Source organism: Acuticoccus sediminis, assembly GCF_003258595.1.
Taxonomy (GTDB): Bacteria; Pseudomonadota; Alphaproteobacteria; order Rhizobiales; family Amorphaceae; genus Acuticoccus; species Acuticoccus sediminis.
Genome location: NZ_QHHQ01000009.1, coordinates 218,524 through 241,298 on the forward strand (window position 1 = coordinate 218,524; position 22,775 = coordinate 241,298).

20 protein-coding genes are annotated in these 22,775 nt (G+C 70.6%); 5 read left to right on the plus strand and 15 right to left on the minus strand.

Annotated features, from left to right (window positions below):
• Window positions 1–19: 19 nt before the first annotated feature.
• The 15 genes from DLJ53_RS29880 to DLJ53_RS29950 form a co-directional block, all read right to left on the minus strand.
• Window positions 20–1,117: an ABC transporter permease gene (locus tag DLJ53_RS29880; protein WP_111351972.1), complete on the minus strand. Its 1,098-nt coding sequence runs from the start codon at window positions 1,115–1,117 to the stop codon at window positions 20–22.
• The gene (locus DLJ53_RS29885) at window positions 1,117–2,235 is read right to left on the minus strand and encodes an ABC transporter permease (protein WP_111351973.1); all 1,119 of its coding nucleotides are present in this window, start codon (window positions 2,233–2,235) and stop codon (window positions 1,117–1,119) included. Before DLJ53_RS29885 ends, DLJ53_RS29880 begins: the two co-directional genes overlap by 1 nt.
• Window positions 2,232–3,953, minus strand: a complete 1,722-nt coding sequence (locus DLJ53_RS29890; RefSeq protein ID WP_111351974.1) for an ATP-binding cassette domain-containing protein — start codon at window positions 3,951–3,953, stop codon at window positions 2,232–2,234. Before DLJ53_RS29890 ends, DLJ53_RS29885 begins: the two co-directional genes overlap by 4 nt.
• The gene (hlyD, locus tag DLJ53_RS29895; protein ID WP_111351975.1) at window positions 3,950–4,954 is read right to left on the minus strand and encodes a secretion protein HlyD; all 1,005 of its coding nucleotides are present in this window, start codon (window positions 4,952–4,954) and stop codon (window positions 3,950–3,952) included. The genes DLJ53_RS29890 and hlyD overlap by 4 nt, the downstream gene beginning before the upstream one ends.
• Complete coding sequence (locus DLJ53_RS29900; RefSeq protein ID WP_111351976.1) at window positions 4,951–5,592, minus strand: CerR family C-terminal domain-containing protein; 642 nt, start codon at window positions 5,590–5,592, stop codon at window positions 4,951–4,953. The genes hlyD and DLJ53_RS29900 overlap by 4 nt, the downstream gene beginning before the upstream one ends.
• Before the next feature lie 150 nt (window positions 5,593–5,742).
• Window positions 5,743–7,551 carry an ABC transporter ATP-binding protein/permease gene (locus tag DLJ53_RS29905; RefSeq protein WP_111351977.1) on the minus strand — a complete coding sequence of 603 codons (1,809 nt, stop codon included), beginning with the start codon at window positions 7,549–7,551 and terminating at the stop codon, window positions 5,743–5,745.
• A 249-nt stretch (window positions 7,552–7,800) separates the two neighbouring features.
• Window positions 7,801–8,787: an NAD(P)H-quinone oxidoreductase gene (locus DLJ53_RS29910; protein ID WP_202913429.1), complete on the minus strand. Its 987-nt coding sequence runs from the start codon at window positions 8,785–8,787 to the stop codon at window positions 7,801–7,803.
• 11 nt (window positions 8,788–8,798) lie between these two features.
• On the minus strand, window positions 8,799–9,554 hold the full coding sequence (locus DLJ53_RS29915; protein WP_111351978.1) for an SDR family oxidoreductase: 756 nt from the start codon (window positions 9,552–9,554) through the stop codon (window positions 8,799–8,801).
• The gene (locus DLJ53_RS29920; RefSeq protein WP_111351979.1) at window positions 9,551–10,594 is read right to left on the minus strand and encodes a zinc-dependent alcohol dehydrogenase; all 1,044 of its coding nucleotides are present in this window, start codon (window positions 10,592–10,594) and stop codon (window positions 9,551–9,553) included. The genes DLJ53_RS29915 and DLJ53_RS29920 overlap by 4 nt, the downstream gene beginning before the upstream one ends.
• 74 nt (window positions 10,595–10,668) lie before the next feature.
• Complete coding sequence (locus DLJ53_RS29925) at window positions 10,669–11,940, minus strand: ABC transporter substrate-binding protein (protein WP_111351980.1); 1,272 nt, start codon at window positions 11,938–11,940, stop codon at window positions 10,669–10,671.
• On the minus strand, window positions 11,937–12,662 hold the full coding sequence (locus DLJ53_RS29930) for an ABC transporter ATP-binding protein (RefSeq protein ID WP_111351981.1): 726 nt from the start codon (window positions 12,660–12,662) through the stop codon (window positions 11,937–11,939). The genes DLJ53_RS29925 and DLJ53_RS29930 overlap by 4 nt, the downstream gene beginning before the upstream one ends.
• Complete coding sequence (locus DLJ53_RS29935; RefSeq protein ID WP_111351982.1) at window positions 12,655–13,404, minus strand: ABC transporter ATP-binding protein; 750 nt, start codon at window positions 13,402–13,404, stop codon at window positions 12,655–12,657. The genes DLJ53_RS29930 and DLJ53_RS29935 overlap by 8 nt, the downstream gene beginning before the upstream one ends.
• Entirely contained in the window at window positions 13,397–14,449 is a 1,053-nt protein-coding gene (locus DLJ53_RS29940; protein ID WP_111351983.1) for a branched-chain amino acid ABC transporter permease, read from the minus strand. The genes DLJ53_RS29935 and DLJ53_RS29940 overlap by 8 nt, the downstream gene beginning before the upstream one ends.
• Complete coding sequence (locus DLJ53_RS29945) at window positions 14,446–15,330, minus strand: branched-chain amino acid ABC transporter permease (RefSeq protein WP_111351984.1); 885 nt, start codon at window positions 15,328–15,330, stop codon at window positions 14,446–14,448. The genes DLJ53_RS29940 and DLJ53_RS29945 overlap by 4 nt, the downstream gene beginning before the upstream one ends.
• 10 nt (window positions 15,331–15,340) lie before the next feature.
• Window positions 15,341–17,053 (minus strand): acetolactate synthase catalytic subunit, encoded by a 1,713-nt coding sequence (locus tag DLJ53_RS29950; protein WP_111351985.1) that lies wholly within the window; start codon window positions 17,051–17,053, stop codon window positions 15,341–15,343.
• 151 nt (window positions 17,054–17,204) lie between these two features.
• Between DLJ53_RS29950 and DLJ53_RS29955 the strand changes: the two genes are divergently transcribed.
• The 5 genes from DLJ53_RS29955 to DLJ53_RS29975 all read left to right on the plus strand — a co-directional run bounded on the left by DLJ53_RS29955 (window position 17,205) and on the right by DLJ53_RS29975 (window position 22,736).
• Complete coding sequence (locus DLJ53_RS29955; RefSeq protein WP_111351986.1) at window positions 17,205–17,924, plus strand: GntR family transcriptional regulator; 720 nt, start codon at window positions 17,205–17,207, stop codon at window positions 17,922–17,924.
• 16 nt (window positions 17,925–17,940) lie between these two features.
• A complete protein-coding gene (locus tag DLJ53_RS29960) occupies window positions 17,941–19,677 on the plus strand; it encodes a thiamine pyrophosphate-binding protein (protein ID WP_111351987.1) in 1,737 nt (578 codons plus the stop codon).
• A gap of 11 nt (window positions 19,678–19,688) precedes the next feature.
• Complete coding sequence (locus tag DLJ53_RS29965; RefSeq protein ID WP_111352043.1) at window positions 19,689–20,603, plus strand: SMP-30/gluconolactonase/LRE family protein; 915 nt, start codon at window positions 19,689–19,691, stop codon at window positions 20,601–20,603.
• A 139-nt stretch (window positions 20,604–20,742) separates the two neighbouring features.
• On the plus strand, window positions 20,743–22,266 hold the full coding sequence (locus DLJ53_RS29970; protein WP_111351988.1) for a tripartite tricarboxylate transporter permease: 1,524 nt from the start codon (window positions 20,743–20,745) through the stop codon (window positions 22,264–22,266).
• Window positions 22,263–22,736 carry a tripartite tricarboxylate transporter TctB family protein gene (locus DLJ53_RS29975; protein ID WP_111351989.1) on the plus strand — a complete coding sequence of 158 codons (474 nt, stop codon included), beginning with the start codon at window positions 22,263–22,265 and terminating at the stop codon, window positions 22,734–22,736. Before DLJ53_RS29970 ends, DLJ53_RS29975 begins: the two co-directional genes overlap by 4 nt.
• The last annotated feature ends 39 nt before the right edge of the window (window positions 22,737–22,775 follow it).

Below are 22,775 nucleotides of genomic sequence, written 5' to 3' on the forward strand. Positions count from 1 at the left end.
GGGGGGACGCACGGTACCGCTACTCCATGCGGGCGCGGAAGAGGATGGACGAGGCGCCGAGGGTGACGAGCGCGATGACCCCGAGCGGCCAGGTGTTCGCCCAGAGGTCAGCGATCGCCATGTCCTTCAGGAAGACGCCCTGGCTGACGACCATGAAGTGCTTGGTCGGGTCGCCCTGCGCGATGATCTGCAGCCAGATCGGCATGTTCTCCACCGGGCTCGCGTAGCCGGACAGGAGGATCGCCGGGACCGCGACCAGGAACATGCCGAGGAAGGCCTGCTGCTGCGTCTCCGACGCGGAGGAGACCAGCATGCCGACTCCCGCGAGGGCCAGCAGGTAGAGCACCAGCGAGAGGTAGAAGAACGGCACCGATCCCGTCAGCGGGACGCCGAACGCGGTCGAGATCACCACCAGGTAGAAGCTGGCGTTGATGACGCCGACGACGACCGGCGGCACCACCTTGCCGATCAGGATCTCCGACACGTGGAGGGGCGAGACCATGAGCTGGTCGAAGCTCCCCAGCTCGCGCTCGCGCGCCACCGACTGCGCGGTGAGGCCGAGGCCGGATATGGTCGTCAGCACGACGATGAGCCCCGGCATCGTGAACCACAGGTACAGAAGGTTCGGGTTGAACCAGTGCGTCACGACCGTGCCCGGCTGCATGGTGGTCGGCGCGATCTCCGCCCCCAGCCCGGCGGCGATCGTGGTGAGGTAGCCGGCGACGATCTGCGCCGCGTTCGACTTGCGACCGTCGAACACCGCCTGCACCAGCGCCGGGCGCCCGGCCGCGATGTCGGCGCTGAAGCCGTGCTCGAAGGTGACGACGGCGATCACCGTCTGCCGGTCGATCGCCTCGCGCATCTCCTGCTGGCTGGTGATCGGCAGGACCGCCGTAACGTTGGGGCTGCCGGCGATGCGCTGGGCCATCTCGATGCTCATCGCGCCCTGGTCGCGATCGTAGATGCCGATGGCGATGTTCTTCACCTCCAGCGTGGTCGCGAAGCCGAGGATGAAGAGCTGCGTCAGCGGCGGCATGATCAAGATGATCCGCGCCCGCGGATCGCGCAGGATCGCCCAGAACTCCTTGACCATCATCGCGACGAGGCGGTTCAGCATCACGCCACCCTCCGGTGGGTGACGCGCACCGCCAGGGCGAAGAACACGAGGCCGAAGCCGAGCAGCACCGCGCTGGCGTGCAGGAACATCGGCCAGATGTCGCCGACGGTGAACACCGTCTGCAGCGAGGGGACGAGGTAGCGGGCCGGGACGACGTAGGTGATCGCCTGGATCACGAGCGGCATCGACTTGATCTCGAAGATGAAGCCCGACAGCACCATCGACGGCATGAACGCGGTCAGCAGCGCGACCTGGCTCGCCACGAACTGGTTCTTCGTCACCGCCGAGATGAGGAGCCCCTGGCCGAGCGCGGGCACGAGGAAGGACGCGCACAGGACGAGAAGGCCGACGACCGAGCCCCGGAACGGGACGTCGAAGACGAAGATCGCGAGCGCCGTGCAGAGCGCGACCGAGCCGAGACCCAGGACGAAGTAGGGGATCACCTTGGAGGCGAGGAATTCGACCATCGCGACCGGCGTGGCGAGCATCGCCTCCATGGTGCCGCGCTCCCACTCGCGCGCGACGACGAGGGCGGTGAGGAGCGTGCCGATCATCGCCATGACGATCGCGATGGAGCCGGGGATGAGGAAGACGCGGCTGGTGAGCTCCGGGTTGAACCAGAAACGCGGCTCGAGCGTGATCGGCGCGTCGACGTCGACACCCCGGTCCTGCGCCATCCCCCTGGCCCACTGCCCCTCGACGCCCTCGGCGTAGTTGGCGACGAAGGCGGCGGCGTTCGGCTGCGAGCCGTCGGTGATGATCTGGATCTCGGCGGCGGTGTCGTCCGAGCCCACGTGGGCGCCGAACTCCTGCGGGATGACGATGATGCCGCGCACCCGCCCGGCGACGAGCTCGCCCTCGAGGGACTGGAAGTCGCGCGCGAGGGTCACGTCGAACCAGCGCGAGTTGACGTAGGCCATCGCGAGGCTCTCGGCGATCTGGCTGTTGTCCTGCAGCGCGACGCCGACCTTCACCTTGCGGATGTCGAGCGAGACCGCCGTGCCGAACAGGAACAGGAGCACCAGCGGCAGCACGAAGGCGATCAGGAAGGTGGACGGATCGCGCAGGATCTGCCGGCTCTCCTTGAGCAGGAGGGCGAGGAAGCGGCGGCCGTTCATGCCGCCTCCCGCGTCGCGTCACGCGTCTCGATGAGGGCGATGAACGCCTCCTCGAGCGTGGGGTCCGGGCGCTCCGGCGTCGCCGCCCCCGCCTTCAGCTCGTCAGGGCTTCCCTGGGCGATCTGTTCCGCGCGGTAGATGACGAGGATGCGGTCGCAGTACTCCGCCTCCTCCATGAAGTGGGTGGTGACGAGGACGGTCACGCCCTTGTCCACCAGCCCGTTGATGTGGTTCCAGAACTCGCGCCGCACGATGGGGTCGACGCCGGACGTCGGCTCGTCGAGGAAGAGCACCGGCGGCTCGTGCATGACCGCCGAGGCGAGGGAGAGGCGCTGCTTGAAGCCGAGCGGGAGGCCGCCGGCGTTCTGCCGCAGGTAGGGGCCGAGGCGGAAGATCTCCACCATCCGCCCGATCGCCTCCCGCCGCGCCCGCCCCGCGAGACCGTAGACGCCGGCGAAGAAGTCGAGGTTCTGCGCCACGCTGAGGTCGCCATAGAGGGAGAACTTCTGCGCCATGTAGCCGAGCGACTGGCGCGCCGCGGCCCGTGCGTGGCGCAGGTCGTGGCCGGCGACCGTCCCCTCTCCGGACGTCGGCGTGAGGAGGCCGCAAAGCATCTTGAACGTCGTCGACTTGCCGGCCCCGTTGGGACCGAGAAGCCCGAAGATCTCGCCGCGCGGGACCGAGAAGCTGACGTCCCGGGCGGCGGTGAAGTCGCCGAAGCGCTTGGTGAGGGTCTTCGCCTCGATGGCGGGGCGGTCGCTCTCGGGGATCGTCCGGTAGCCGGCCGCGAGCGCGCTCTCACCCTTGGGGCCGCCGCCGAGGCGGTCCACGAACGCATCCTCGAAGCGCGGCGGGATCGGTTCGCCGCCCTCGGGCGGCGCCGCGTCACGGCCCATCAGAAGCCGCACTGAGGCACCCTGGATGGTCGCGTCGCGCACCGCTGGGTCATCCATCACGCGGGCCAGGATCCGGCGCCGCTCCGCGCCCTCGGCGCGCACGCGGAAGCAGCGCCCGGCGACCTCATCGGTGAGGCGGTCCGGCGGGCCGGCGTGGATCATCCGCCCCTCGTTGAGGAGGTAGACCTCGTCGCACTTCTCGGCCTCGTCGAGGTAGGCGGTCGACCAGAGGACGGCGATTCCCTCGCCGGTGAGGTTCTTAACCATCGCCCAGAGCTCGCGGCGCGACACCGGGTCGACGCCGACGCCCGGCTCGTCGAGCAGCAGGAGGCGCGGCGTCACCACCAGCGCGCAGGCGAGCCCCAGCTTCTGCTTCATCCCGCCCGACAGCCGCCCCGCGAGGCGCGCCGTGAAGGGGGCGAGGTCGGTGAAGCGCAGGAGCTCGGCGAAGCGCCGGCCCCGCTCGCCCGCCGGAAGGCCGCGCAGGTCGGCGTAGAGGGTGAGGTTCTCGATGACGCTGAGATCCTCGTAGAGGCCGAAGCGCTGCGGCATGTAGCCGACCTTCGTATGGTCGGCGCCGGTCGCGGGCCGGCCCAGCACGGTGACGCTGCCCTCGTCGGGATCGAGCAGTCCGGCGAGGAGGCGGATGAGCGTCGTCTTGCCCGCACCGTCTGGGCCGACGAGGCCGGTCATGCGGCCCGGGCGGATCTGCAGCGAGATCGCGTCGAGAGCCGGCGGGCCGCCCTTGCCGAAGCGGCGGGTGACGCCGTCCAGCGTGGCCGTCGCGCCGGATGCGCGGTGCTCCTCGCCGGCGGCGCTCAAGCGTCCGGACCCGCTTCGGCGGCCGGCACCGTGACGGTGACGGGCATCCCCTGGCGCAGCGCCATGTCCGGGTCCGACACGATGATGCGCATCCGGAACACGAGGTCGGTGCGCAGGCTCGGCGTCTGCACCGACTTCGGCGTGAACTCGGCCGTCGGCGAGATGAAGCCGATCGTGCCGGAGTAGACGTGGTCGGTGCTGTCGGTGGTGACGTAGACGGTCGCGCCGGGGTGGACGCGCCCGAGGTCGGGTTCGGAGACGTAGGCGCGCACCCGCACCGGCCGGTCGATGGCGATTGTGAAGACCGTGCCGCCGGCGGCGACGATCTCGCCCGGCTCGCGCGCCCGCGTCATCACGAAGCCCTCCTGGACGGCGGTGAGGACGGCATCGTCGAGGGCCGTCTGCGCCTGGTCCTGGGCGGCGAGGGCGGCGGCAAGCGAAGCCTCGGTGGCGGCGATGTCCTCGGCGCGGCTGCCGGCCTTCATCAGCGACAGCGCCTCCTCGGCCGAGGCGAGGAGGGCCTCGGCCTCGCGGTAGCTCGCCTCGGCGGAATCGGCCTCGGCCTGGCTGACCGCGTTGGTTCTGACGAGGCGGCTGGCACGGCTGAAGGTCAGCTCGGCCTGCTTGGCGGTCGCCTTGCGCTGGTCGACGAGCGCGGCGGCCTGGGCGATCTCCTGCGGCCGGTTGCCGGCGAGCGACTTGTCATGCGCGGCCTGGGCGACCGCCACCTCGGCCTTCGCCGCCGCCAGCGCCTGTTGCAGCGGCACGGGGTCGAGCCGCGCCAGAACCTCGCCGGGCGTGACCCGCGCCCCCTCGTCGATGGGCATCTCCGCGATCCGCCCGCCGACGCGGAAGGCGACGTCCACGGTGCGCACGTCGACGTTGCCGTAGAGGGTCAGGGCGTCGCCGTCGCCATTGCGGAACACGCCGGTCTTGAACGCCCAGCCGGCGGCGCCGATCGCCGCCACCAGGAGAAGCATGATGATGGCGACTTTCTTCATGAAGGATCCTCGGCCGCGAGCAGGGCGCGGATGTTGGTCTGGGTGACTCTACGGATGGTCGCGGCGCGCTGCGGCGTCACGGCGTCCCAGCCGGTCAGCGACATGACGGAGGCGTGGGCGACCCGGAAGACGAGGAGCTGACCGACGATCGTCACGGTGGTGACGTTGATGCGGTCGTCGTCCCAGCCCGGGTGCCCGGCCTCGGCGACGAGGGTGCGCAGGTGCTGGCCCATCCGCCCGAAGACGCGCTCCTGCAGGATCCGGAACGCCTCGCCGGGGGCCATCTGCTCGCGCACGATGAAGCGCGACAGCGACGCGCTCTCCGGGCTGAGGAAGAAATTGAGGATGACGCCGGCGATGTCGCAGATCTCGTCGCGCGCCGCCTCGCGGCCGCGGGCCTCCGTCCGGGCGGCGCGGTCCAAGACGGGGCCGAGGAACTCGACCAGGCGGTCGGCGACGTAGTGGGCGGCGGCGAGGTGGAGCCCGTCCTTGCCGCCGTAGTGGTAGGTGATCGAGGACATCACGGTGTCCGCCTCGCGGGCGATGTCGCGCGTGCGCACCCCCTCGACCCCCTTCATTCCGAAGTGGTCGACGGCCGTCTGGAGCAGGCGGCGGTTGGTGGACGACTTCGTGGGCAAGGCGAACGACCGGGCCGGAAACGGGGTGGCGAGCTGACGAATCCTATTGTTCGTTCATTTGAACAAATTTTCAATCCCATTCCGGCGCGGCCGCACCAGCGCACGGAATGCGCCGATGCGGGGCTTTTGCGATGGCGAACGGGGACCCCCTCAGGTCGCCGTCGCCGGCGCCTTTCGGCTCTCGCCCGACTTGGCGGGAAGCTTCTCCGGCGCCGGGAGGCAGGGGCCGCCGGGGTCGCGGATCAGGTGGACGCTGCGGTTGAAGAAGCCGCTCCGGTCGCACCGGCCGATGTGCAGGATCGCCGCGTCCGGCAGCTCGCTCTGCAGGGTGTCGAGCACCGACTTGCCGCCGCGGTCGGGCAGCCCCCTCAATGCCTGGTCGATGACGATCCAGTCCGGGCGCTGCAGCAGGACACGGGCAAAGGCGATCGCCTGCAGCTCCTCGTGGGCGAGCTCGCGGTCCCAGCGCGCGGTGCGGTCGAGCGACGGGATGAGGCGGTTGAGGCCGACCTTCTCCAGCACCGCCGCCAGCTCGCCGTCGCTGAACTTGGCGCGGGGGTGCGGGTACGCGAGGACGGAGCCCAGCGCCTCGGGCGGCGTATAGGGCCGGCGGGGCATGAACGCGATGTCGGCGTTGGCCGGCAGCTCGACCCGGCCGCAGCCCGCGGGCCAGAGCCCGGCGAGCGCCTGGAAGACGAAGTGCCCGCCGGAGCCCGGCGGGGCGACAATCTCCACATGCTCGCCCGGGCCGACCTCGACGTGCGTCTCGTCGAGCGCGATGCTCCCGCTCGGCGTCGTGATCCTGAGCCCGTCGACCACCATCCGCCGGTCGGTCGACTTCACGACCTCGATCTGGTCGAGGTCGTTGTCCTCCAGCAGGTCCATCGCGATCACCGCCTGCCGGAAGGTGGCGACGCGGCCGAAGGTGGCCCGCCAGTCGGCGATGGTGGAGAAGTTGTCGATCGACCAGCGCAGGGACTGCTGCACCTGGTTGAAGGCGCCGACCACCATCATCAGCTGGCCGAACGAGAGGTCACCGCCGAAATAGCCCGGCGCGGCGACAAGGATCGGCGCGATCAGCGTGAACCAGCCGTAGCCGGCGGTGATCCAGGTGAGGCGGGTCTGCGCGGTGACGATCCGGCGCATCATGGCGAGGACGCGCGACAGCTCGCGGCTGAGGCGGACCCGCTCGTCCCCTTCGCCGCGCGCCAGGGTGACGTCGTCGATATGCTCGTTGAGGCGCACCAGTGCGACGCGGAACTCCGCCTCCTGGGCGTAGCGGTCGGCGTTGAGGGTGAAGAGCGGCCGCCCGACTAGGTAGCTGACGAAGGACGCCGTGGTCGCGTAGAACAGCGCGCACCACACCATGTAGCCGGGCACGGTGAAGCTCTCGCCGTTCACGTTGAACACGACGCTCTCCGACAGCACCCAGAGCACGCCGATGAAGCTGACCAGCAGCATGCTGGCCTGGAAGAGGCCGACGCCGAGGTCGGTCGACAGCTCCGTCAGGTGGCGCGCGTCCTCGTGGATGCGCTGGTCGGGGTTGGTGCCGATCTCGCCAGCGCCGGCAATGCGGAAGGCGCGGCCGGGCTTCAGCCACTGCTCGAACAGCTCCTGGACGAGCCCCTCCCGAAGCTTCAGCTTCAGCATCAGGTTGAGCCAGCTCTGGGAGACGTTGAGGACCAGCAGTCCCACCACGATGACCGCGAAGACGCCGAGCTGGTGGACGAACTGGTTGAAGTTCTTCTGCGACAGGGCGTCGTAGAAGGGCTGGTTCCAGGCGTTGAGCTGGATCTGACCGTAGGCGGTGAGGAGGACGACGGCGACGAGGCCTGCGACGATCAGCGTCACGTGCTGGCGCACCGTCGAGTCCAGGAACGCGCGGGACAGGGAGGCGAGCTGTCGTCTGAAATCCGTCCAACCTGCCGACGCAGGCTGGACGTCGAGCGTTTCGGTCATGACGAGAGGACTCCACAGTGAGCGCGGTCCAGGTGCCGACCGGGCCGCGATCGCCCGCGCCGGTTCCCCTTGGAACGTGACCTTCGAACACCGCGCCGGATCCCGGGGCGGCTCGCTCTTATAGAGGGATCGCGCCGCCCGAATCCAAGCCCTCCCGGCCGAACGGGAAAATGCCGCGGCGGCCGCCACATTGGCGCCGCTCTTGCCACGTTTTGCCCCGCCGGCGGCCTCCCTTTCCGACCATTCGGATCAGGGCAGCTCCAGCACCACCTTGCCGTTGACCTTGTTGGCCTCGATCAGGCGATGCGCCTCGGAGGCTTCGGCGAGGGGGAAGGTGCGGTCGACCACGGGGCGCACCGCGCCGCGCTCGAACAGCGGCCAGACGTGCTCCCGCAGCGCCGCGGCGATGGCGCCCTTCTCGGCGACCGGGCGGGCGCGAAGCGTGGAGCCGGTGATCGTCGCCTGCTTGCGCATCATGAGGGAGATGTCGAGCTCGGCGACGCGCCCGGCCAGCGACGCGATCGAGACCATCCGCCCGCGGTAGGCGAGGCAGCGCAGGTTCTCCGGGAAGAACGGCCCGCCGCGCATGTCGAGGACCACGTCGACGCCCTTGCCGCCGGTCGCCTCGAGGACGCGGTCGGCGAAGTTCTCCGTGGTGTAGTCGATGGCGACCTCCGCCCCCAGCGAGCGGCAGAGGGCGGCCTTCCGCTCGTCGCGCACCGTCGCGAGGACGCGCGCGCCCATCGCCGCCGCCAGCGCGATGGCGGTGGTGCCGATGCCCGACGCGCCGCCATGGACAAGGAGCGTCTCGCCGGCGGCGAGGCGGCCGAGCAGGAAGACGTTGGCCCAGACGGTGAAGTAGGTCTCGGGGATCGCCGCGGCCTCGACCGCGCTGAGCCCGCCCGGGATCGGCAGCACCTGGACGGCGGGCGCCGCGACGTACTGCGCGTAGCCGCCGCCCGCGACGAGGGCGCAGACCCGGTCGCCGACCGCGAAGCCGTCGACCGCGGCGCCGATCGCGACCACCTCGCCGGCGACCTCGAGGCCGAGGATGTCCGTCACTCCCGGCGGCGGCGGGTAGTTGCCCAGACGCTGGACGATGTCGGGGCGGTTGACGCCCGCGGCCTCCACGCGGATGAGGACTTCGCCTTCACCCGGCTCCGGACGCGGCGCCTCGAGGACCTTCAGGACTTCCGGGCCGCCGAACGGCTCGGCCCTTACGCATTGCATCGTCATCGCTGTTCCGCTCATCCCATGAAGTGCCCGCCGTTCACGTCCAGGACGATGCCGGTGACGAAACCGGCGCCGTCGGACGCGAGGTAGGCGACGGCCTCGGCCACGTCTTCGGTCGTGCCGATGCGGCCGACCGGGATCGAGGCGACGTAGGCGGTGTTCACCGCGGCGCCGGCGGTCGCGGCCATCGGCGTCTCGATCCGCCCCGGCGCGATGCAGTTGACGGTGACGCCGTCGTGGCCGACCTCGCCGGCGAGCGTGCGCGAGAAGGCGACGAGCCCGGCCTTCGAGGCGGCGTAGTGCGAGCCGGCGACGGTCGATTTCGTGCGCGCGGCCTGGGAGGACATGTTGACGATCCGCCCCCAGCCCTTCGCCCGCATTCCCGGCACGGCCGCCTTGCAGATGAGGAACGGCGCGGTCAGGTTGACGTCGAGCACCGACTGCCATTCGGCGAGCGCCGTCTCCTGGACCGGCGCGCGCTTGCCGTCGTGCTTGGGCGAGATGCCGGCGTTGTTGACGACGATGTCGATCGCGCCATGCCGCTCGACGAGCGCGGCCATGAACGGTGCGATCGACGCAAGGTCGGACAGGTCCACCGTGACGGCGCTGGTGCGGCCACCGGCGGCGGCGATCTCGTCGGCGCGCGCCTCGACCTCGGGGAGGATGTCTGCGAGGATGACGTGGTGGCCCTCGGCGACGAGGCGCCGGGCGATTTCGGCGCCGATGCCGCGCGCCGCGCCGGTCACGAGGGCGGTGCGGGGCGCGCTCATCGCGGCGCCTCGTCCTGCGGGAAGATCATGACCTTGTTCGCTTCCTTGTTCTTGGCCCGGGCGAAGGCCTGGGCGATGTTGGCGAGCGGCTCGCGGTGGGTGATCATCGGGCGAAGTGCCTCGGGGTCGTCGGCGATGCGCCGGACCACCGCCGCCCAGTCCTCCGGCCGCGACCCGTGCGAGGCGCGGATCTGCAGCTTGCGGCGCACGAAATCGACCGGCTCGAAGGTGATCGTCTCGTGGTGGATGCCGGTGAGGACCAGCACGCCCTCCTTGCGCAGGAGCGCCAGCCCGTCCGCCACGCTGACCGCCTGTCCCGAGGCTTCCAGCACGACGTCAGCCCCCGCCTCGGCGCGCAGGAACGCCGCATGGGCGCCCTCGGCGGCGAAGTCGCAGGTCGCCTCGAAGCCGAGGCGGCGGCAGACATCGAGCCGAAGCGCGTCGTTGAAGCCAGCGATCGCCACCGCCGCGCCCTTGTCGCGCGCCGCGACGGCGATGGCCTGGCCGATGGTGCCGGGCCCCAGCACCACCACGCGGTCCCCGGCCTTCACCTCGCCGACCTCCACCGCGCGGCGTCCGACGCACAGCGGCTCGGTGAGCGCGGCGACCTCGAAGTCGACGTGGTCGGCGAGGGGGAAGAGGCCGCCTTCGCGCACCACGACATGGGCGGCGAAGGCACCGTCGGCGTAGAGGCCGAGGGTGCGCTTGTTCTCGCAGTTCTGCCCGTCGCCGCGCGCGCAGGCGGCGCACCGGCCGCACGGGCTCGACGGCCAGACGGTCACCCGGTCGCCCGCGCGCGCGCGCGTGACCTCCGGGCCGACCTCCGTGACGACGCCGGCGAATTCATGGCCCAGCGTGACCGGCAGGTGCGGAATCATGAAGTCGTACCCGCCGCTCCAGTCGAGGACGTGGACGTCCGAGCCGCAGATGCCGACCGCCTCGACCCGGACGGCGACTTCGTGGGGGCCGGGCCGGCGCGGCGGCGGGGCGTCCTCGAGCGCAAGGCCGGGCCCCGGTGTGATCTTCCTGTAGGCGAGCATTCGTCCAGCTTTCGTTGCGTGGGGCGAGGCGGGGGCGAGCGCGGACAAGGGGGCCCGCGCCCGCCCGAGCGGCCTCAGATCGAGCCGCGATCGCCCCAGCCCGGCAGAGGCAGGCCCTTGATGCTCGAGATCGCGAGATCGTCCGGCGCGACGGTCTTGATCCCCTGGTTCTGCCACTGGTCGAAGGTGGGGAAGGCGCGGGTGTTGTTCTGCGTCTGCGGATCGAACTTGGTGCCCCAGCCGACGATGCTGGAGCCGACCGGCTTGTCGAGCGCGAGCGCCGCCTCGCGGATCGCCTCGGCGTCCATGTCGCCCGCCGCGGGGAGGACGTCGTTGAGGACGATCCACATGGCGTTGAAGCCCATACCCGAGTGCGCCGAGGGCTTGCGGCTGAAGCGCTTCTCGTACTCCTGGTGGAAGCGCTCGAAGAGCGTCGCGGTCTCCGGCGTCAGGCCCTCGGGGTTGATGTAGACGGACGTGCCGGCATTGAGGACGCCGTTGACGTCGTTGCCCAGCGCCTCGGCGAACTCGTTGACGTTGTGGGCGCCGCCGTTGCCGACCATCGCCTTGACGTCGAGGTTCGCCTCGCGCGCCTGACGCCAGAAAAGGATACCGTCCGGGGTGTACTGGCAGGCCACGATGACGTCCGGCTGAAGCTGCTTGTAGCGCTGGACGATGGGCGACAGGTCAGTGGTCTTGTAGCTGTAGGAGGTGGCGTCGACGACGTTCACGCCGGCGTCCGCGAACACCTTCTTCGCCGACTCGCCGACGGCCGTGCCGTAGAAGCTGTCCTCGTAGAGGAGGGCGACCTTGACGTCGGCGGCCTCCATGCCGATCGCCGGCAGCACCTTGTCGAGGGTGAAGTTGGCCGCGCCGCCGCCGAGCTCGGACGCCGGATAGATGAAGCGGAAGAGATACTTGAAGCCGCGCTGGGTGATGTCGTCGGCGACCGCGCCCTGCTCGAAGTAGACGACGCGGTTGCGCTCGGCCACCTGGCTCGCCGCGAACGAGATGGACGAGGCGTAGGAGCCCAGGATGAGGGGCACGCGCTCGGAAGTGATGAGGCGCGTCGCCTGCGAGGTCGCTTCGGTGGAGGAGGGGACGTCGACGGTGACGAGGTCCACCTTGCCGCCGAGGCCGCCGCCGTCCTCCTCGGTGAGCTGCTTGGCAAGCTCGAAGCCGCGCATCACGTCGTTGCCGAGTGAGGCGAGGGGGCCCGACAGCGGCAGGAGGACGCCGAGCCGCGCGGCGTCCGCGGCGCGCGCCCGGCCGATCCAGGGGGCGGCCAGAGTCGACGCGCCCGCGGCCAGTGCCAGTTTTCCGAAGTGTCTGCGATTGATTGTCATAGTGTTTCCTCCTCTGATCCAAGACCAAGGTAGGCGCGGCGCACCTCTTCGTTGTTCTGGAATTCTGTGCCGCTGCCTGACAGCACGACGCGACCGTGCTGAATGACGTACGCGCGGTCGGCGACCGACAGCGCTTGACTGACGTTCTGCTCCACGAGGACGAGCGTGACCCCGCGGTCGCGGATCTTGCGGATCGACTCGTAGACCCGCGTCACCATGATCGGCGCGAGGCCGAGGGAGACCTCGTCGAGGAGCAGGACCTCCGGCGTCGCGACGAGGCCGCGCGCGATCGCCACCATCTGCTGCTGCCCGCCGGACAGCGTGCCGCCGAGCTGGTCCGCCCGCTCCTTCAGCACCGGGAAGAGGTCGTAGACCTCCGCCAGACGCTCGGCGAGATGCGGCCGCGCCCGCTTCGAGTAGGCGGCGATCGTCAGGTTGCGGTGCACCGACATGCGGGTGAAGAGCCGCCGCCCCTCCGGCACCATGACGATGCCGCGCTCCACCAGGTCGTGCGTCCTGAGGCCGGTCACGTCCTCGCCGTGGAGGCGCACGTGACCCTTGCTGGGAGTGACGATGCCGGAGAGCGCGCGCAGGAGCGTCGTCTTGCCGACGCCGTTGGAGCCGACGATCGCGACGACCTCGCCGGCCGCCACCTTGAGGTCGATGCCGAAGAGCACCTGCGCGTCGCCGTAGCCGGCGTGAAGGTTGGTGACGTCAAGCATGGCCGGCCTGCCCCTGCGCGTCGTCGGCCTCCGAGGTCGGCTTGCCGAGGTAGGCCTCGATGACCTCCGGGTTGTCCATCACCTCCCGGGGCGGGCCGTCGGCAATCTTCACGCCGTGGTCCAGCACCGCGATCCGGTCGCAGATCTTCATCACCGCCATGAGGTTGTGCTCCACGAAGAGGACGGTGAGGCCCTCGTCGCGCAGCGACTGGACCAGCTTGAGCATGAGGTTGACCTCGGTGTGGTTGAGCCCGGCCATGACCTCGTCGAGGAGGATCATGGACGGCCGCGTCGCCAGCGCCCGGGCCACCTCCAGCCGCTTGCGCTCGGCCGTGGTGAGCGCGGTGGTCGGCGCGTCGAGACGGCGGGTAAGGTCCACCGCACGGGCGACGCGCTCGGCCTCCGCCGCCGCATGGGCGCGGCGGCGGTCGCGCAGGAAGGCACCGACCATGATGCTGTCGCGCACCGTCATCGAGTGGAAGACCTGCGGGATCTGGAAGGTGCGCACGAGGCCGAGCGCGGTGGTCGCCTCCGGCCGCATGCCGTCGATCCGCGAGCCCTGGAAGGTGACGGTGCCTTCGCTCGGCGCGAAGGTGCCGGCGACGACGTTGAAGAGCGTCGTCTTGCCCGCGCCGTTCGGGCCGATCAGCCCGAGGATCTCGCCCTCGCGAACCGAGAGCGTCACGTTGTCGACGGCGGTCAGGCCGCCGAAGCGCATGGTGACGGACTGGATCTCAAGCATCGCCGTCGCCCCCCTGTTCGGCGGAGGCCGACGCTTCGCCGGCCCGGGCGCGCTCGCCGCGGGGGCGGCGGACGGCGCGCGCCAGCTTCTGGACGCCGCCGATGAGCCCCTCCGGCAGCACGATCACGATGACGATGAGGACGACGCCGTAGACCACGAGATGCATCCCGGCCGCGGCGCTGCCGAAGAGCTCCAGAAGGATGTCGCGCAGTGGCAGGGCGATCGCCGCGCCGAGGAGCGGCCCCGCGACGGTGCCGACGCCGCCGAGCAGGGTCATCAGCGGCAGGTCGACCGAGAAGCCGATGTTGAAGACCGTCGTCGGCTCGATGTAGAGGACGTACTGCGCGAGCAGCGTTCCGCCCGCCGAGGTGAAGAAGGCCGACACCAGCAGCGCCAGCATCTTGTAGCGCCGCATCGGCACACCCGAGGCGACCGCCGCCTCCTCGCTGTCTCGGATCGCCCGGAGGTAGGCGCCGACGTAGCTGCGGGAGATGACGAATGCGACCAGCGTGACGAGCACCATGAAGCTCGACGCCAGCAGCGCGTACGATGACGCGTCGCTGAAGATCATCCGCGCGAAGCCCGGCTCCCAGTTGATGGCGACGCCGTAGGGCATGTCGACGAACTTGCGCGAGAAGATCAGCACGATGCGGATCGTCTCGCCGAACGCCAGTGTCGCCATCGCGAAGAAGACGCCCCGCATCCGGAACGCCGGCAGCGCGATGATCACCGCGAAGAGCATGGAGAGGAGGCCGCCGGCGACCAGCCCCAGCCACGGCGACACGCCGCCGTAGACGTAAAGGAGGGTCGATGTGTACGCGCCGGTGCCGAAGAACGCCGTGTGGCCGAGCGAGAACTGCCCCGCCATGCCGCCGAGGATGTTCCAGGCCGATGCCATGCCCGCGTAGAGGCACACCAGGATGAAGAGGTTGATGTAGTACCCGTTCGTGATCGCGAACGGCAGCACGAAGGCGACGAGGCCGATCGCGACGGCCCAGAGCGCATCGCTCGGGCGCAGCGCGATGTAGGCGAGGAGGCGGCTCATTTGAGGGTCTCCTTCTCCGCACCCCTGACGCCGAGGAGGCCCTGCGGGCGGATGGCGAGCAGCAGGATGAGGAGCACGAAGTGCGTCGCTTCCTTGAGGTCCGGGCTGAAGTAGCCGAACACCGACTCGATGACGCCGAGCACCAGCCCGCCGACGATCGTGCCGGTGACGCTGCCGAGACCGCCGAGGACGACGACCACGAAGGCGATCAGCACGAAGAACGAGCCGATGGAGGGGAAGGCGTAGAACGACGGCACGAGGACGCCGCCGGCGAGGCCGGTGATCGCGATGCCGAGGCCGAAGGTGATGGTGAAGATCTTCTGCGAGTCGATGCCCATCAGCCGCGCGGCCATCAGGTCCTGCGAGATCGCCTCGATGGCGCGACCGGTGTAGGTGCGGCGCAGGAACAGGATGACGCCGGCGAAGATCACCATCGCGAAGCCGAAGGCGATCACCCGGTCCGTCGCGACGTGCAGCGGGCCGATGCCGAGGGACGAGTAACCGTCCGGCATCGTCTGGATGGTGCGGTAGTCCGCCGAGAAGAGGACGAGCGCGAGGTTCTGCAGCGCGATCGAGAGGCCCAGCGTCGCGAACACCTGAGTCAGCTCGGGCTTGTAGATCGTGAACCGCATGATGCCGAGGTAGAAGAGCATCCCGAGCCCGAAGAACACGAGCGCGATCAGCGGCGCGCCGAAGTAGGGGTTCACCCCCGTCAGCGTCATCAGCCAGAAGCCGGCATACATGCCGAGCATCAGGAACTCGCCGTGGGCGAAGTTCACGACCTTCGCGACGCCGAAGATCAGGTTGAGGCCGAGGGCCGCGAGGGCGTAGACGCCCCCCAGCAGGATCCCCGACACGAAGAGTTGCAGGAAGAGCTCCATGGCCGCGCCGTCAGATGTGGCCTTCGAAGACCGTGATCGGCGGGTGCGCGTCCGGATCGGTGATCACCTCGATGAGGTGGACGCCCTCGGAGGCGAACGCCTTGTCGAGCGCCGCGGCGAGCGCGTCGGGCGTCTCCACCCTGACGCCGTGGCCGCCGGTGGCGTCGGCGATGGCGGCGTGGTCCACCGGGCTGAAGTCGATCGCACCGGTGTGGGCGCCGAACTTCACGAGCTCGGCGTGCTTCTGGAAGCCGAGAATCCCGTTGTTGAGGAGCACCACGGTGACGTCGAGTCCCATGCGGCGGGCCGTCTCCAGCTCCTGCCAGGAATGGGCGAAGCCGCCGTCGCCGACCACGGTGACGACCCGCTTGCCCGGCTCGGCCGCCTTCGCGCCGAGGGCGAGCGGCAGGCCCCAGCCGAGGCCCGCGAGGCCGCGCGGCGTCAGGAAGCGCTGGCCCGCCTCGGTCGCGGTGAGGAAGTTCGTCACCCATAGCGAGGAGTAGCTGGCGTCCGCCGCGACGATGGTGTCCGGCCCGATGCGCCGGTCGATCTCCGCCATGACGCGCTCGGGGCGAAGCGGCGCGGCGTCCGAGGTACGGTGCGGCCGTGCGCCGGCCTGCCCTTCGGCCCGCGCCCTGGCGATGCGTGCCTCCAGCGCGGCCCGGCCCGCGTGCCGCCGGGAGAGGTCCTGCGACCGGAGCGCTTCGGTAAGCGCGATCAGCGCCAGCCTGGCGTCGCCGACGAGCCGCTCGGCCTCGTAGTTGCGGCCGACCTCCATGCCGTCGATGTCGATGTGGATGACGCGCGCGGCCTCCGGGTAGAGCTTCCAGCTGTCGGTGCCGTTCTGGTTGGTGCGGGTGCCGACGAGGACGAGCAGGTCCGCGTCCTCCAGGATGGGCCGCATGGGCCGGCCGGGCGAGCCCACGGCCAGCGCGTTGGCGAGGACGCCGAGGGAGAGCGGGTGCAGCTCGGAGACCGCCCCCTTGCCCATGTTGGTGGTGCCGACGGGGAGCGCGGCCGCCTCCTGCAGGGCCGTGAGCGCGTCGCACGCCTTGGAAAGATGCACGCCGCCGCCTGCGATCAGCACCGGATGCTCGGCCTCGGCGATCATCCGCGCCGCCAGCTGGACGCGCTCGGGGTCGGGCGCGACCCGGTCGAGCGGGAAGGTCCCGTACTCGTTGATGCGCGAGCGCGCTATGCGCTGCGCCTCGTTGAGGAGGTCGGCCGGGAAGAGGAGCGCGACGGGACCGGGCCGCCCGGTCGTCGCCGCGACGATCGCCATGTCGACGTAGTCCTCGATCCGGGAGGCGGTGTCGACGCGCCGGCACCACTTCGTGCACGACGCGAAGAGGCCCATGTGGTCGAACTCCTGGAACGCGTTCCGGTCGGTCGAGGCGCGGTCAACCTCCTGACAAATCGCCAGAATCGGCACTGACGCCTTCATCGCCTCGCTGAGCGGGGGGACGAGCAGCGTGGCCGCCGGACCGTTCTGCGCCGTGACGACGCCGATCTTGTTGGCGATGCGGGCGTAGCCGTCCGCCATCGTGCCGCCGGCGTTCTCGGTCCGGTAGTTGACCTGCTTCAGCCCGAAGTCCGGGGCGACGAGGTGCAGGGCGCTCGGCAGGCTCTGCCCGAACAGGACCTCGACCCCGTGGCGCTTCAGCGAATTCGCCAGATTGACCGCAACCGTTTCCTGACGCCGCGCGCCTTCGGTCTCGAGCATGCCCGTTCCTCCCGTTCTATTTTGCCGCCTTGCTACTATACGATATACGATATATCAAGTGACGGAAATTCGTTGAAGCACCCCGGGCAGGGGGTGCGCAACCGCACGTCGTGGCCGACAAAGGGGGCGGTGGAACATCGAGAGCGTGGGAATGAACCTGACCGATCCCTTACACTCCGAGGACGACGCGGCCCGTCGCGGCCTCCGCTCGCTGGCGCAGAAGAACCTGGCGCAGGAGGTCTATGCCGAGCTGAAGCGAGGGCTGATGACCGGCGGCTTCCTGCCCGGCGCGAAGCTGAAGATCCGCGACCTCGCCGACGTTCTCGGCGTCAGCCCGACCCCCGTGCGCGAGGCGCTGATGCAGCTCGTCGCCGACGGCGCGCTGACGCAGACGGCCGGGCGCTCTTTCGCCGTCCCGGAGCTCGACGCCGACGACTACGACGAGGTGCGCCGCCTGCGCGTCCTCATCGAGGGGGAGGGGGCGAGCCTCGCCGCCGCGCGCGCCACGGAGGCCGACGTCCGCGCCCTCGAGGAGGTCCACGACGCGCTCATCCGCGCCAAGGCGGCGGGCGACTTCCGCGGAGCGCTGATCTGGAACGAGAAGTTCCACCGCGGGCTGTGCGAGCTCAGCGGCTCGAAGCGGCTGATCCGCATCGTCGAGGGCCTGTGGCTGCACATGGGGCCGCTCATGAACGTGCTCTACCAGAACCGCCAAATGCCCGCCTACAGCGAGAGCCGCCACGGCCATCTCGACGTCCTGGAAGGCCTGAGGACGCGCAACGGCGACATGGCCCGCGACGCGATCCAGCAAGACATCACCGGCGCGGCCGGGGAGATCCTCAGGAACCTCCGGGGTTCGAAATCCACCTGAAGAACCGGAGCACCGCGTGCCGTTCGAGCCCCTCTACCCGACCCCCGTCCCCACGGCCGACGCCATCGTCGACGTGCTCGTCGCCGCGGGGGTCCGTTACGTCTTCGGCCTCTCCGGGGGGCACACCGGGCGCATCTTCGGCGCACTGGAGAAGCGGCAGGACGCGATCCGCACCGTCCTCGTGCGCGAGGAGAGCCTCGGCGCGGTGATGGCCGAGACGATCGGCCGGATGACGGGCGTTCCCGGCGTCGTCCTCGGTCAGGGCCCGTGGATCCTCGGCAACGGCCTCCTCGGCACGATCGAGGCGCACCTGTCCTCGAGCCCGCTCCTCCTCCTGACGGATTTCTCCGACACGCCCGCCTTCTCGCTCCACGCCCCGTACCAGTCCGGAACGGGCGAGTACGGCAACTGGGACGCGCGGCAGGCCTTCGGCGCGATCACCAAGGAAGTGTTCACCGCCGATGCGCCGAACGCGGCCGTCGTCGCCACGCAGCTTGCGGTGAAGCACGCCCTCGCCGGGCAGCCGGGGCCGGTGGCGATGATCTACGGCATCCGCGCGCTCGACGGCCTCGCCGGCGGCGACGCGCTGCCGAAGATCTACCCCGCCGCCCCCTTCGTCGCCGCTCCGGCGCTCGGCCGGCCCGACATCGGCACGACGCTCGCCCTCCTGCGCGGAGCAGAGCGGCCGCTGATCCTCGCCGGCAACGGCGTCAGGATCGCCGGCGCGCAGGCCGCGCTCGCCCGCCTCGCGGCGGTAACCGGGATGCCCGTCGTCACGTCCCCCTCCGGCAAGGGCGTGTTCGACGAGACGGACGCCGCGAGCCTCGGCGTCTACGGCGCCTACGGCAACCCGTCGGCCAACCGCGCGGTCGGCTCGGCCGACCTCATCCTCGCGGTCGGGACCAAGATGTCGGCGTCGGACACCGCCAACGCCGACCCGGCGCTGATCGACCCGCGCCGGCAGACGCTCGTCCAGATCGACATCGAGCCGCGCAACCTCTCCTGGACCTTCCCCGCGACGGCGACGCTGCCGGGGGACGCTGCCGACCTCCTCGGCGCGATCGCCGACGCCTGGGACCGCGCTCCGGTCCGCAGCACCATCGCCGGGAACGTTCCCCGCACCGTGCCGCTCCCCGCCTCCGACGCCACGTCCGGCGGGCTCCACCCGCACGAGATCATCGCCGGCATGCAGGAGAGCCTGCCGGACGAGGCGATCTACACCTGCGACGCGGGCGAGAACCGCATCTTCATGCTCCACTACCTGCGCTCGCGCGGCGTCGAGCGGTTCATCCAGGCGGCGGGGGCCGGGCCGATGGGCTACGCGATCCCCTCCGCGCTCGCCCGCAAGCTCCTCGCGCCGGACGCCCCGGTGGTCGCGTTCTGCGGCGACGGCGGCTTCGCGATGACGATGAACGGCCTCATCACCGCGGTGGAGGCGGACCTGCCGATCATCGTGGTCGTCATGAACAACGACGCGCTCGGCTGGTCGCAGCATTCGCGCGGCCCCTTCGCCACCCAGTTCGCCCGAATGGACTACGCGGCGATCGCCGCGGGGATGGGCTGCTTCGGAACCAGCGCGCACGACAAGAACGAGCTCGCCGAGGCCATCGCCGGCGCCCTCGAGGCGACGTGCTCGGGCCGCCCGGCGGTGATCGACGTGCGGACCTCGATGGACGTCTCCTTCGCCGAGCTCTCCTTCGCCAAATCGCGCGCCCTGTGGGACGCGCCCCTTCCTGCCCAGGAGCTGACGTGAGCGTCTCGAAGATGGAAATCCTCGCCACCGGGCTGCGATTCCCCGAAGGCCCGGTCGTCATGGCGGACGGCTCGGTGCTGGTGGTGGAGATCGGCGCCGGCCGTGTCACCCGCATCGCGGGCGACGGCACCCGGTCGACCGTGGCCGAAACCGGCGGCGGCCCGAACGGGGCAGCGATCGGCCCGGACGGCGCGCTCTACGTGTGCAACAACGGCGGCTTCCGCTGGACCGAGGACGCGGCGGGCCTGCGCCCGGCCGGTCAGGCCGACGACTACGTGACCGGCAGCATCCAGCGGGTCGACCTCGCGACCGGCGCGGTCACGACGCTCTACACCGCGAGCGACCAGGCGCCGCTGAAGGGGCCGAACGACATCGTCTTCGATTCCGACGGCGGCTTCTGGATCACCGACCACGGCAAGGTGCGCCACCGCGAGATGGACCTCGGCGCCCTCTGCTACGGCCGCGTCGACGGCTCCGGCCTCAAGGAGGTCGTGTTCCCGATCCACAGCCCCAACGGCATCGGCCTCTCGCCGGACGAGACGACGCTCTGGACGGTGGAGACCTTCACCGCGCGCCTCTGGGCCTTCTCGATCGTGGGCCCCGGAGAGGTCGCTGTCGAGGTGCGGCCCGGCGCCCGGCACGGCGGCCATCTCGCCGCCTCGCCGACCGGACTGCGCGGCTTCGATTCCCTCGCGGTCGAGGCGGACGGGAGCGTCGCCGTGGCGCAGATCTACACCGGCGCCATCGTCGTCTTCGCGCCGGACGGGAGCGTGGTGGAGGAGGTGCCGATGCCGGACGCCTACGCCACCAACATCGCCTTCGGCGGCGAGGACATGACGACCGCCTACATCACGCTGTCCTCCACCGGCCAGCTCGTGCGCATGCCATGGAGCCGCCCCGGCCTGAGGCTGCCCTTCAACGCCTGACACCCGTCCGAAGGGAACGCGCGGGAACAGCGCGGCCGGAGGCGGGTCCAAACCCACACAGAAACGCTTGGGAGGAGCGAATGAGCGAGACGACGACACGGCCGCCCGGCGGCCCCCTGCCGGGACGCGGCGCGCCCTGATGGAGCCGCTCGTCCAGGGCTTCGCCCAGATCTTCGCGCTGGAGACGATGGCCTACCTGACCGCCGGCGTCGGCCTCGGGGTCGTCCTCGGCGCCATCCCCGGCCTCACCGCGACGATGGCGATCGCCATCGTGATCCCCTTCACCTTCACCATGCCGCCGGTGGCGAGCATGCTCATGCTGCTGGGCGCCTACAAGGGCGGCATCTTCGGCGGCTCGATCGCCGCGATCCTGGTGGCCGCCCCCGGCACGCCGGCGAGCGCCGCGACGGTGCAGGACGGCTACGCGCTCGCCCGCAAGGGACAGTCGGAGAAGGCGCTCAAGGTTGCGCTCGTCTCCTCCGTCATCGCCGACCTCGCGACCGACGTGCTGCTCATCCTCCTCGCCGTGCAGCTCGCCCGGATCGCGCTCGCCTTCGGCGCGGTGGAGTACATGATCGTCGCGATCCTCGGCCTCACGGTGGTGGCCGCGGTCTCGGGCCGCTCGCTGTGGAAGGGCGTTGCCTCGGCGATCCTGGGCGCCGCCGTCGCGCTCATCGGCCTCGACCCGATGTCGGGCGTGCCGCGCTTCTCCTTCGGCGTCATCGACTTCTACGGCGGGATCGAGCTCGTGCCGATGCTGATCGGCCTGCTGACGCTCTCGGAGATCCTGGTGCAGATCGAGTCTGGGCACGGGGCCGGCATCCGCGCCCTGCCCAAGGCCGCGACCCGGGACGACAGGCGCATCACCGGCAAGGACGCCCGGCTGATCGCGAGGCCGATCGCGCTGGGCGCCGTGATCGGCGGTCTCGTCGGCATCATCCCCGGCCTCGGCCCGACGCTCGGCGCCTTCCTCGGCTACGACGCGGCGTGGCGCACCTCGAGGCGCAAGGAGGAGTTTGGCAAGGGCTCGCTCGAAGGGATCGCGGGGGCGGAGGCCGGCAACAACGCCGTCAGCGGCGCCAACCTCATCCCGCTCCTCGGCCTCGGCATCCCCGGGGACACGATGGCGGCGATCCTCGTCGGCGCCTTCCTCATCCACGGCTTGTCGCCGGGACCACTGATCTTCAAGGAAGCGCCGGACGTGGTCTACGGGCTCTTCGCGGGGCTGATCGTCGCCAACCTCGTCCTCTTCGTGGTCGCGAGGGCGATGCTGCCGGCGTTCTCCCGCGTCGCCCGCACGCCGACGCGGTTCCTCATGCCGGTCGTCCTCATGCTGTGCATCGTCGGCGCCTACGGGCTGAACCAGTCGATGTTCGACGTGTGGGTGATGCTGGTGTTCGGCCTCATCGGCTACGTCATGACCAAGCTCGGCTTCCCGCGCGCGCCGCTCCTCATCGGCTTCATCCTGGCGCCGCTCATGGAGGAGAACCTGCGCCGCGCGCTGCGCCTGTCGGACGGTGACTTCAGCGTCTTCGTCGGCTCACCGCTCGCCATCGGGCTGTGGATCTTCGTCGCGGTCTCCGTGGCGCTGGTCCTGCGCCAGCGCGGGGCGCTGCGGGCGGAGGAGGGCGAGGTGGCCACCGAGACGGGGAGGGCGTCATGAAGCTCGCCAACGCAGCCGCCAGGGGCGACATCCTGTCGGGCGCCGTCCTGGTCGTCATCGGCGCCGCCGGCCTCCTCGGCGTCGTCGACGCGCAGGTCCAGGAGGTCGCCGGCTTCAGCTCCCACGCGCGCCTCTACCCGAAGATCCTCGCCGCGCTCCTCGCGGTGATCGGCGCCGGCATCCTGATCGGCGGCATCGCCAAGCGCGGCAAGGTCCCGGCGGTCGAGGTCGACTGGACCGGCATGGGGCGCGTCGTCGGCGTCCTCGCGGGCGGGTGCGCGTTCGCGCTGCTCGCGCCGCTCGCCGGCTTCACGGCGGCGACCGTGCTCGCGACGGGCGCGTTCGCGGTCATCTGCGGCGTCTACCGGCCGCTCCCCCTCGCACTCGTCTCGCTCGGGACGGCGCTCGCGATCCGCGTCGTCGCGGTGGAACTGCTCGGACTGACCCTTCCGGGCCTCGGCTCGGTCTGAAACGGCCCCGCGACGGGGCCCAACACATACTGGAGGAAA

Coding starts and splice junctions, on each gene's coding strand:
- DLJ53_RS29930 (WP_111351981.1), bottom strand. CDS start 12,662: ATGCTTGACGTCACCAACCTTCACGCCGGCTACGGCGACGCGCAGGTG.
- DLJ53_RS29910 (WP_202913429.1), bottom strand. CDS start 8,787: ATGACGATGCAATGCGTAAGGGCCGAGCCGTTCGGCGGCCCGGAAGTC.
- hlyD (WP_111351975.1), bottom strand. CDS start 4,954: ATGAAGAAAGTCGCCATCATCATGCTTCTCCTGGTGGCGGCGATCGGC.
- DLJ53_RS29945 (WP_111351984.1), bottom strand. CDS start 15,330: ATGGAGCTCTTCCTGCAACTCTTCGTGTCGGGGATCCTGCTGGGGGGC.
- DLJ53_RS29905 (WP_111351977.1), bottom strand. CDS start 7,551: ATGACCGAAACGCTCGACGTCCAGCCTGCGTCGGCAGGTTGGACGGAT.
- DLJ53_RS29935 (WP_111351982.1), bottom strand. CDS start 13,404: ATGCTTGAGATCCAGTCCGTCACCATGCGCTTCGGCGGCCTGACCGCC.
- DLJ53_RS29880 (WP_111351972.1), bottom strand. CDS start 1,117: ATGCTGAACCGCCTCGTCGCGATGATGGTCAAGGAGTTCTGGGCGATC.
- DLJ53_RS29940 (WP_111351983.1), bottom strand. CDS start 14,449: ATGAGCCGCCTCCTCGCCTACATCGCGCTGCGCCCGAGCGATGCGCTC.
- DLJ53_RS29885 (WP_111351973.1), bottom strand. CDS start 2,235: ATGAACGGCCGCCGCTTCCTCGCCCTCCTGCTCAAGGAGAGCCGGCAG.
- DLJ53_RS29955 (WP_111351986.1), top strand. CDS start 17,205: ATGAACCTGACCGATCCCTTACACTCCGAGGACGACGCGGCCCGTCGC.
- DLJ53_RS29970 (WP_111351988.1), top strand. CDS start 20,743: ATGGAGCCGCTCGTCCAGGGCTTCGCCCAGATCTTCGCGCTGGAGACG.
- DLJ53_RS29965 (WP_111352043.1), top strand. CDS start 19,689: ATGGAAATCCTCGCCACCGGGCTGCGATTCCCCGAAGGCCCGGTCGTC.
- DLJ53_RS29975 (WP_111351989.1), top strand. CDS start 22,263: ATGAAGCTCGCCAACGCAGCCGCCAGGGGCGACATCCTGTCGGGCGCC.
- DLJ53_RS29915 (WP_111351978.1), bottom strand. CDS start 9,554: ATGAGCGCGCCCCGCACCGCCCTCGTGACCGGCGCGGCGCGCGGCATC.
- DLJ53_RS29920 (WP_111351979.1), bottom strand. CDS start 10,594: ATGCTCGCCTACAGGAAGATCACACCGGGGCCCGGCCTTGCGCTCGAG.
- DLJ53_RS29925 (WP_111351980.1), bottom strand. CDS start 11,940: ATGACAATCAATCGCAGACACTTCGGAAAACTGGCACTGGCCGCGGGC.
- DLJ53_RS29950 (WP_111351985.1), bottom strand. CDS start 17,053: ATGCTCGAGACCGAAGGCGCGCGGCGTCAGGAAACGGTTGCGGTCAAT.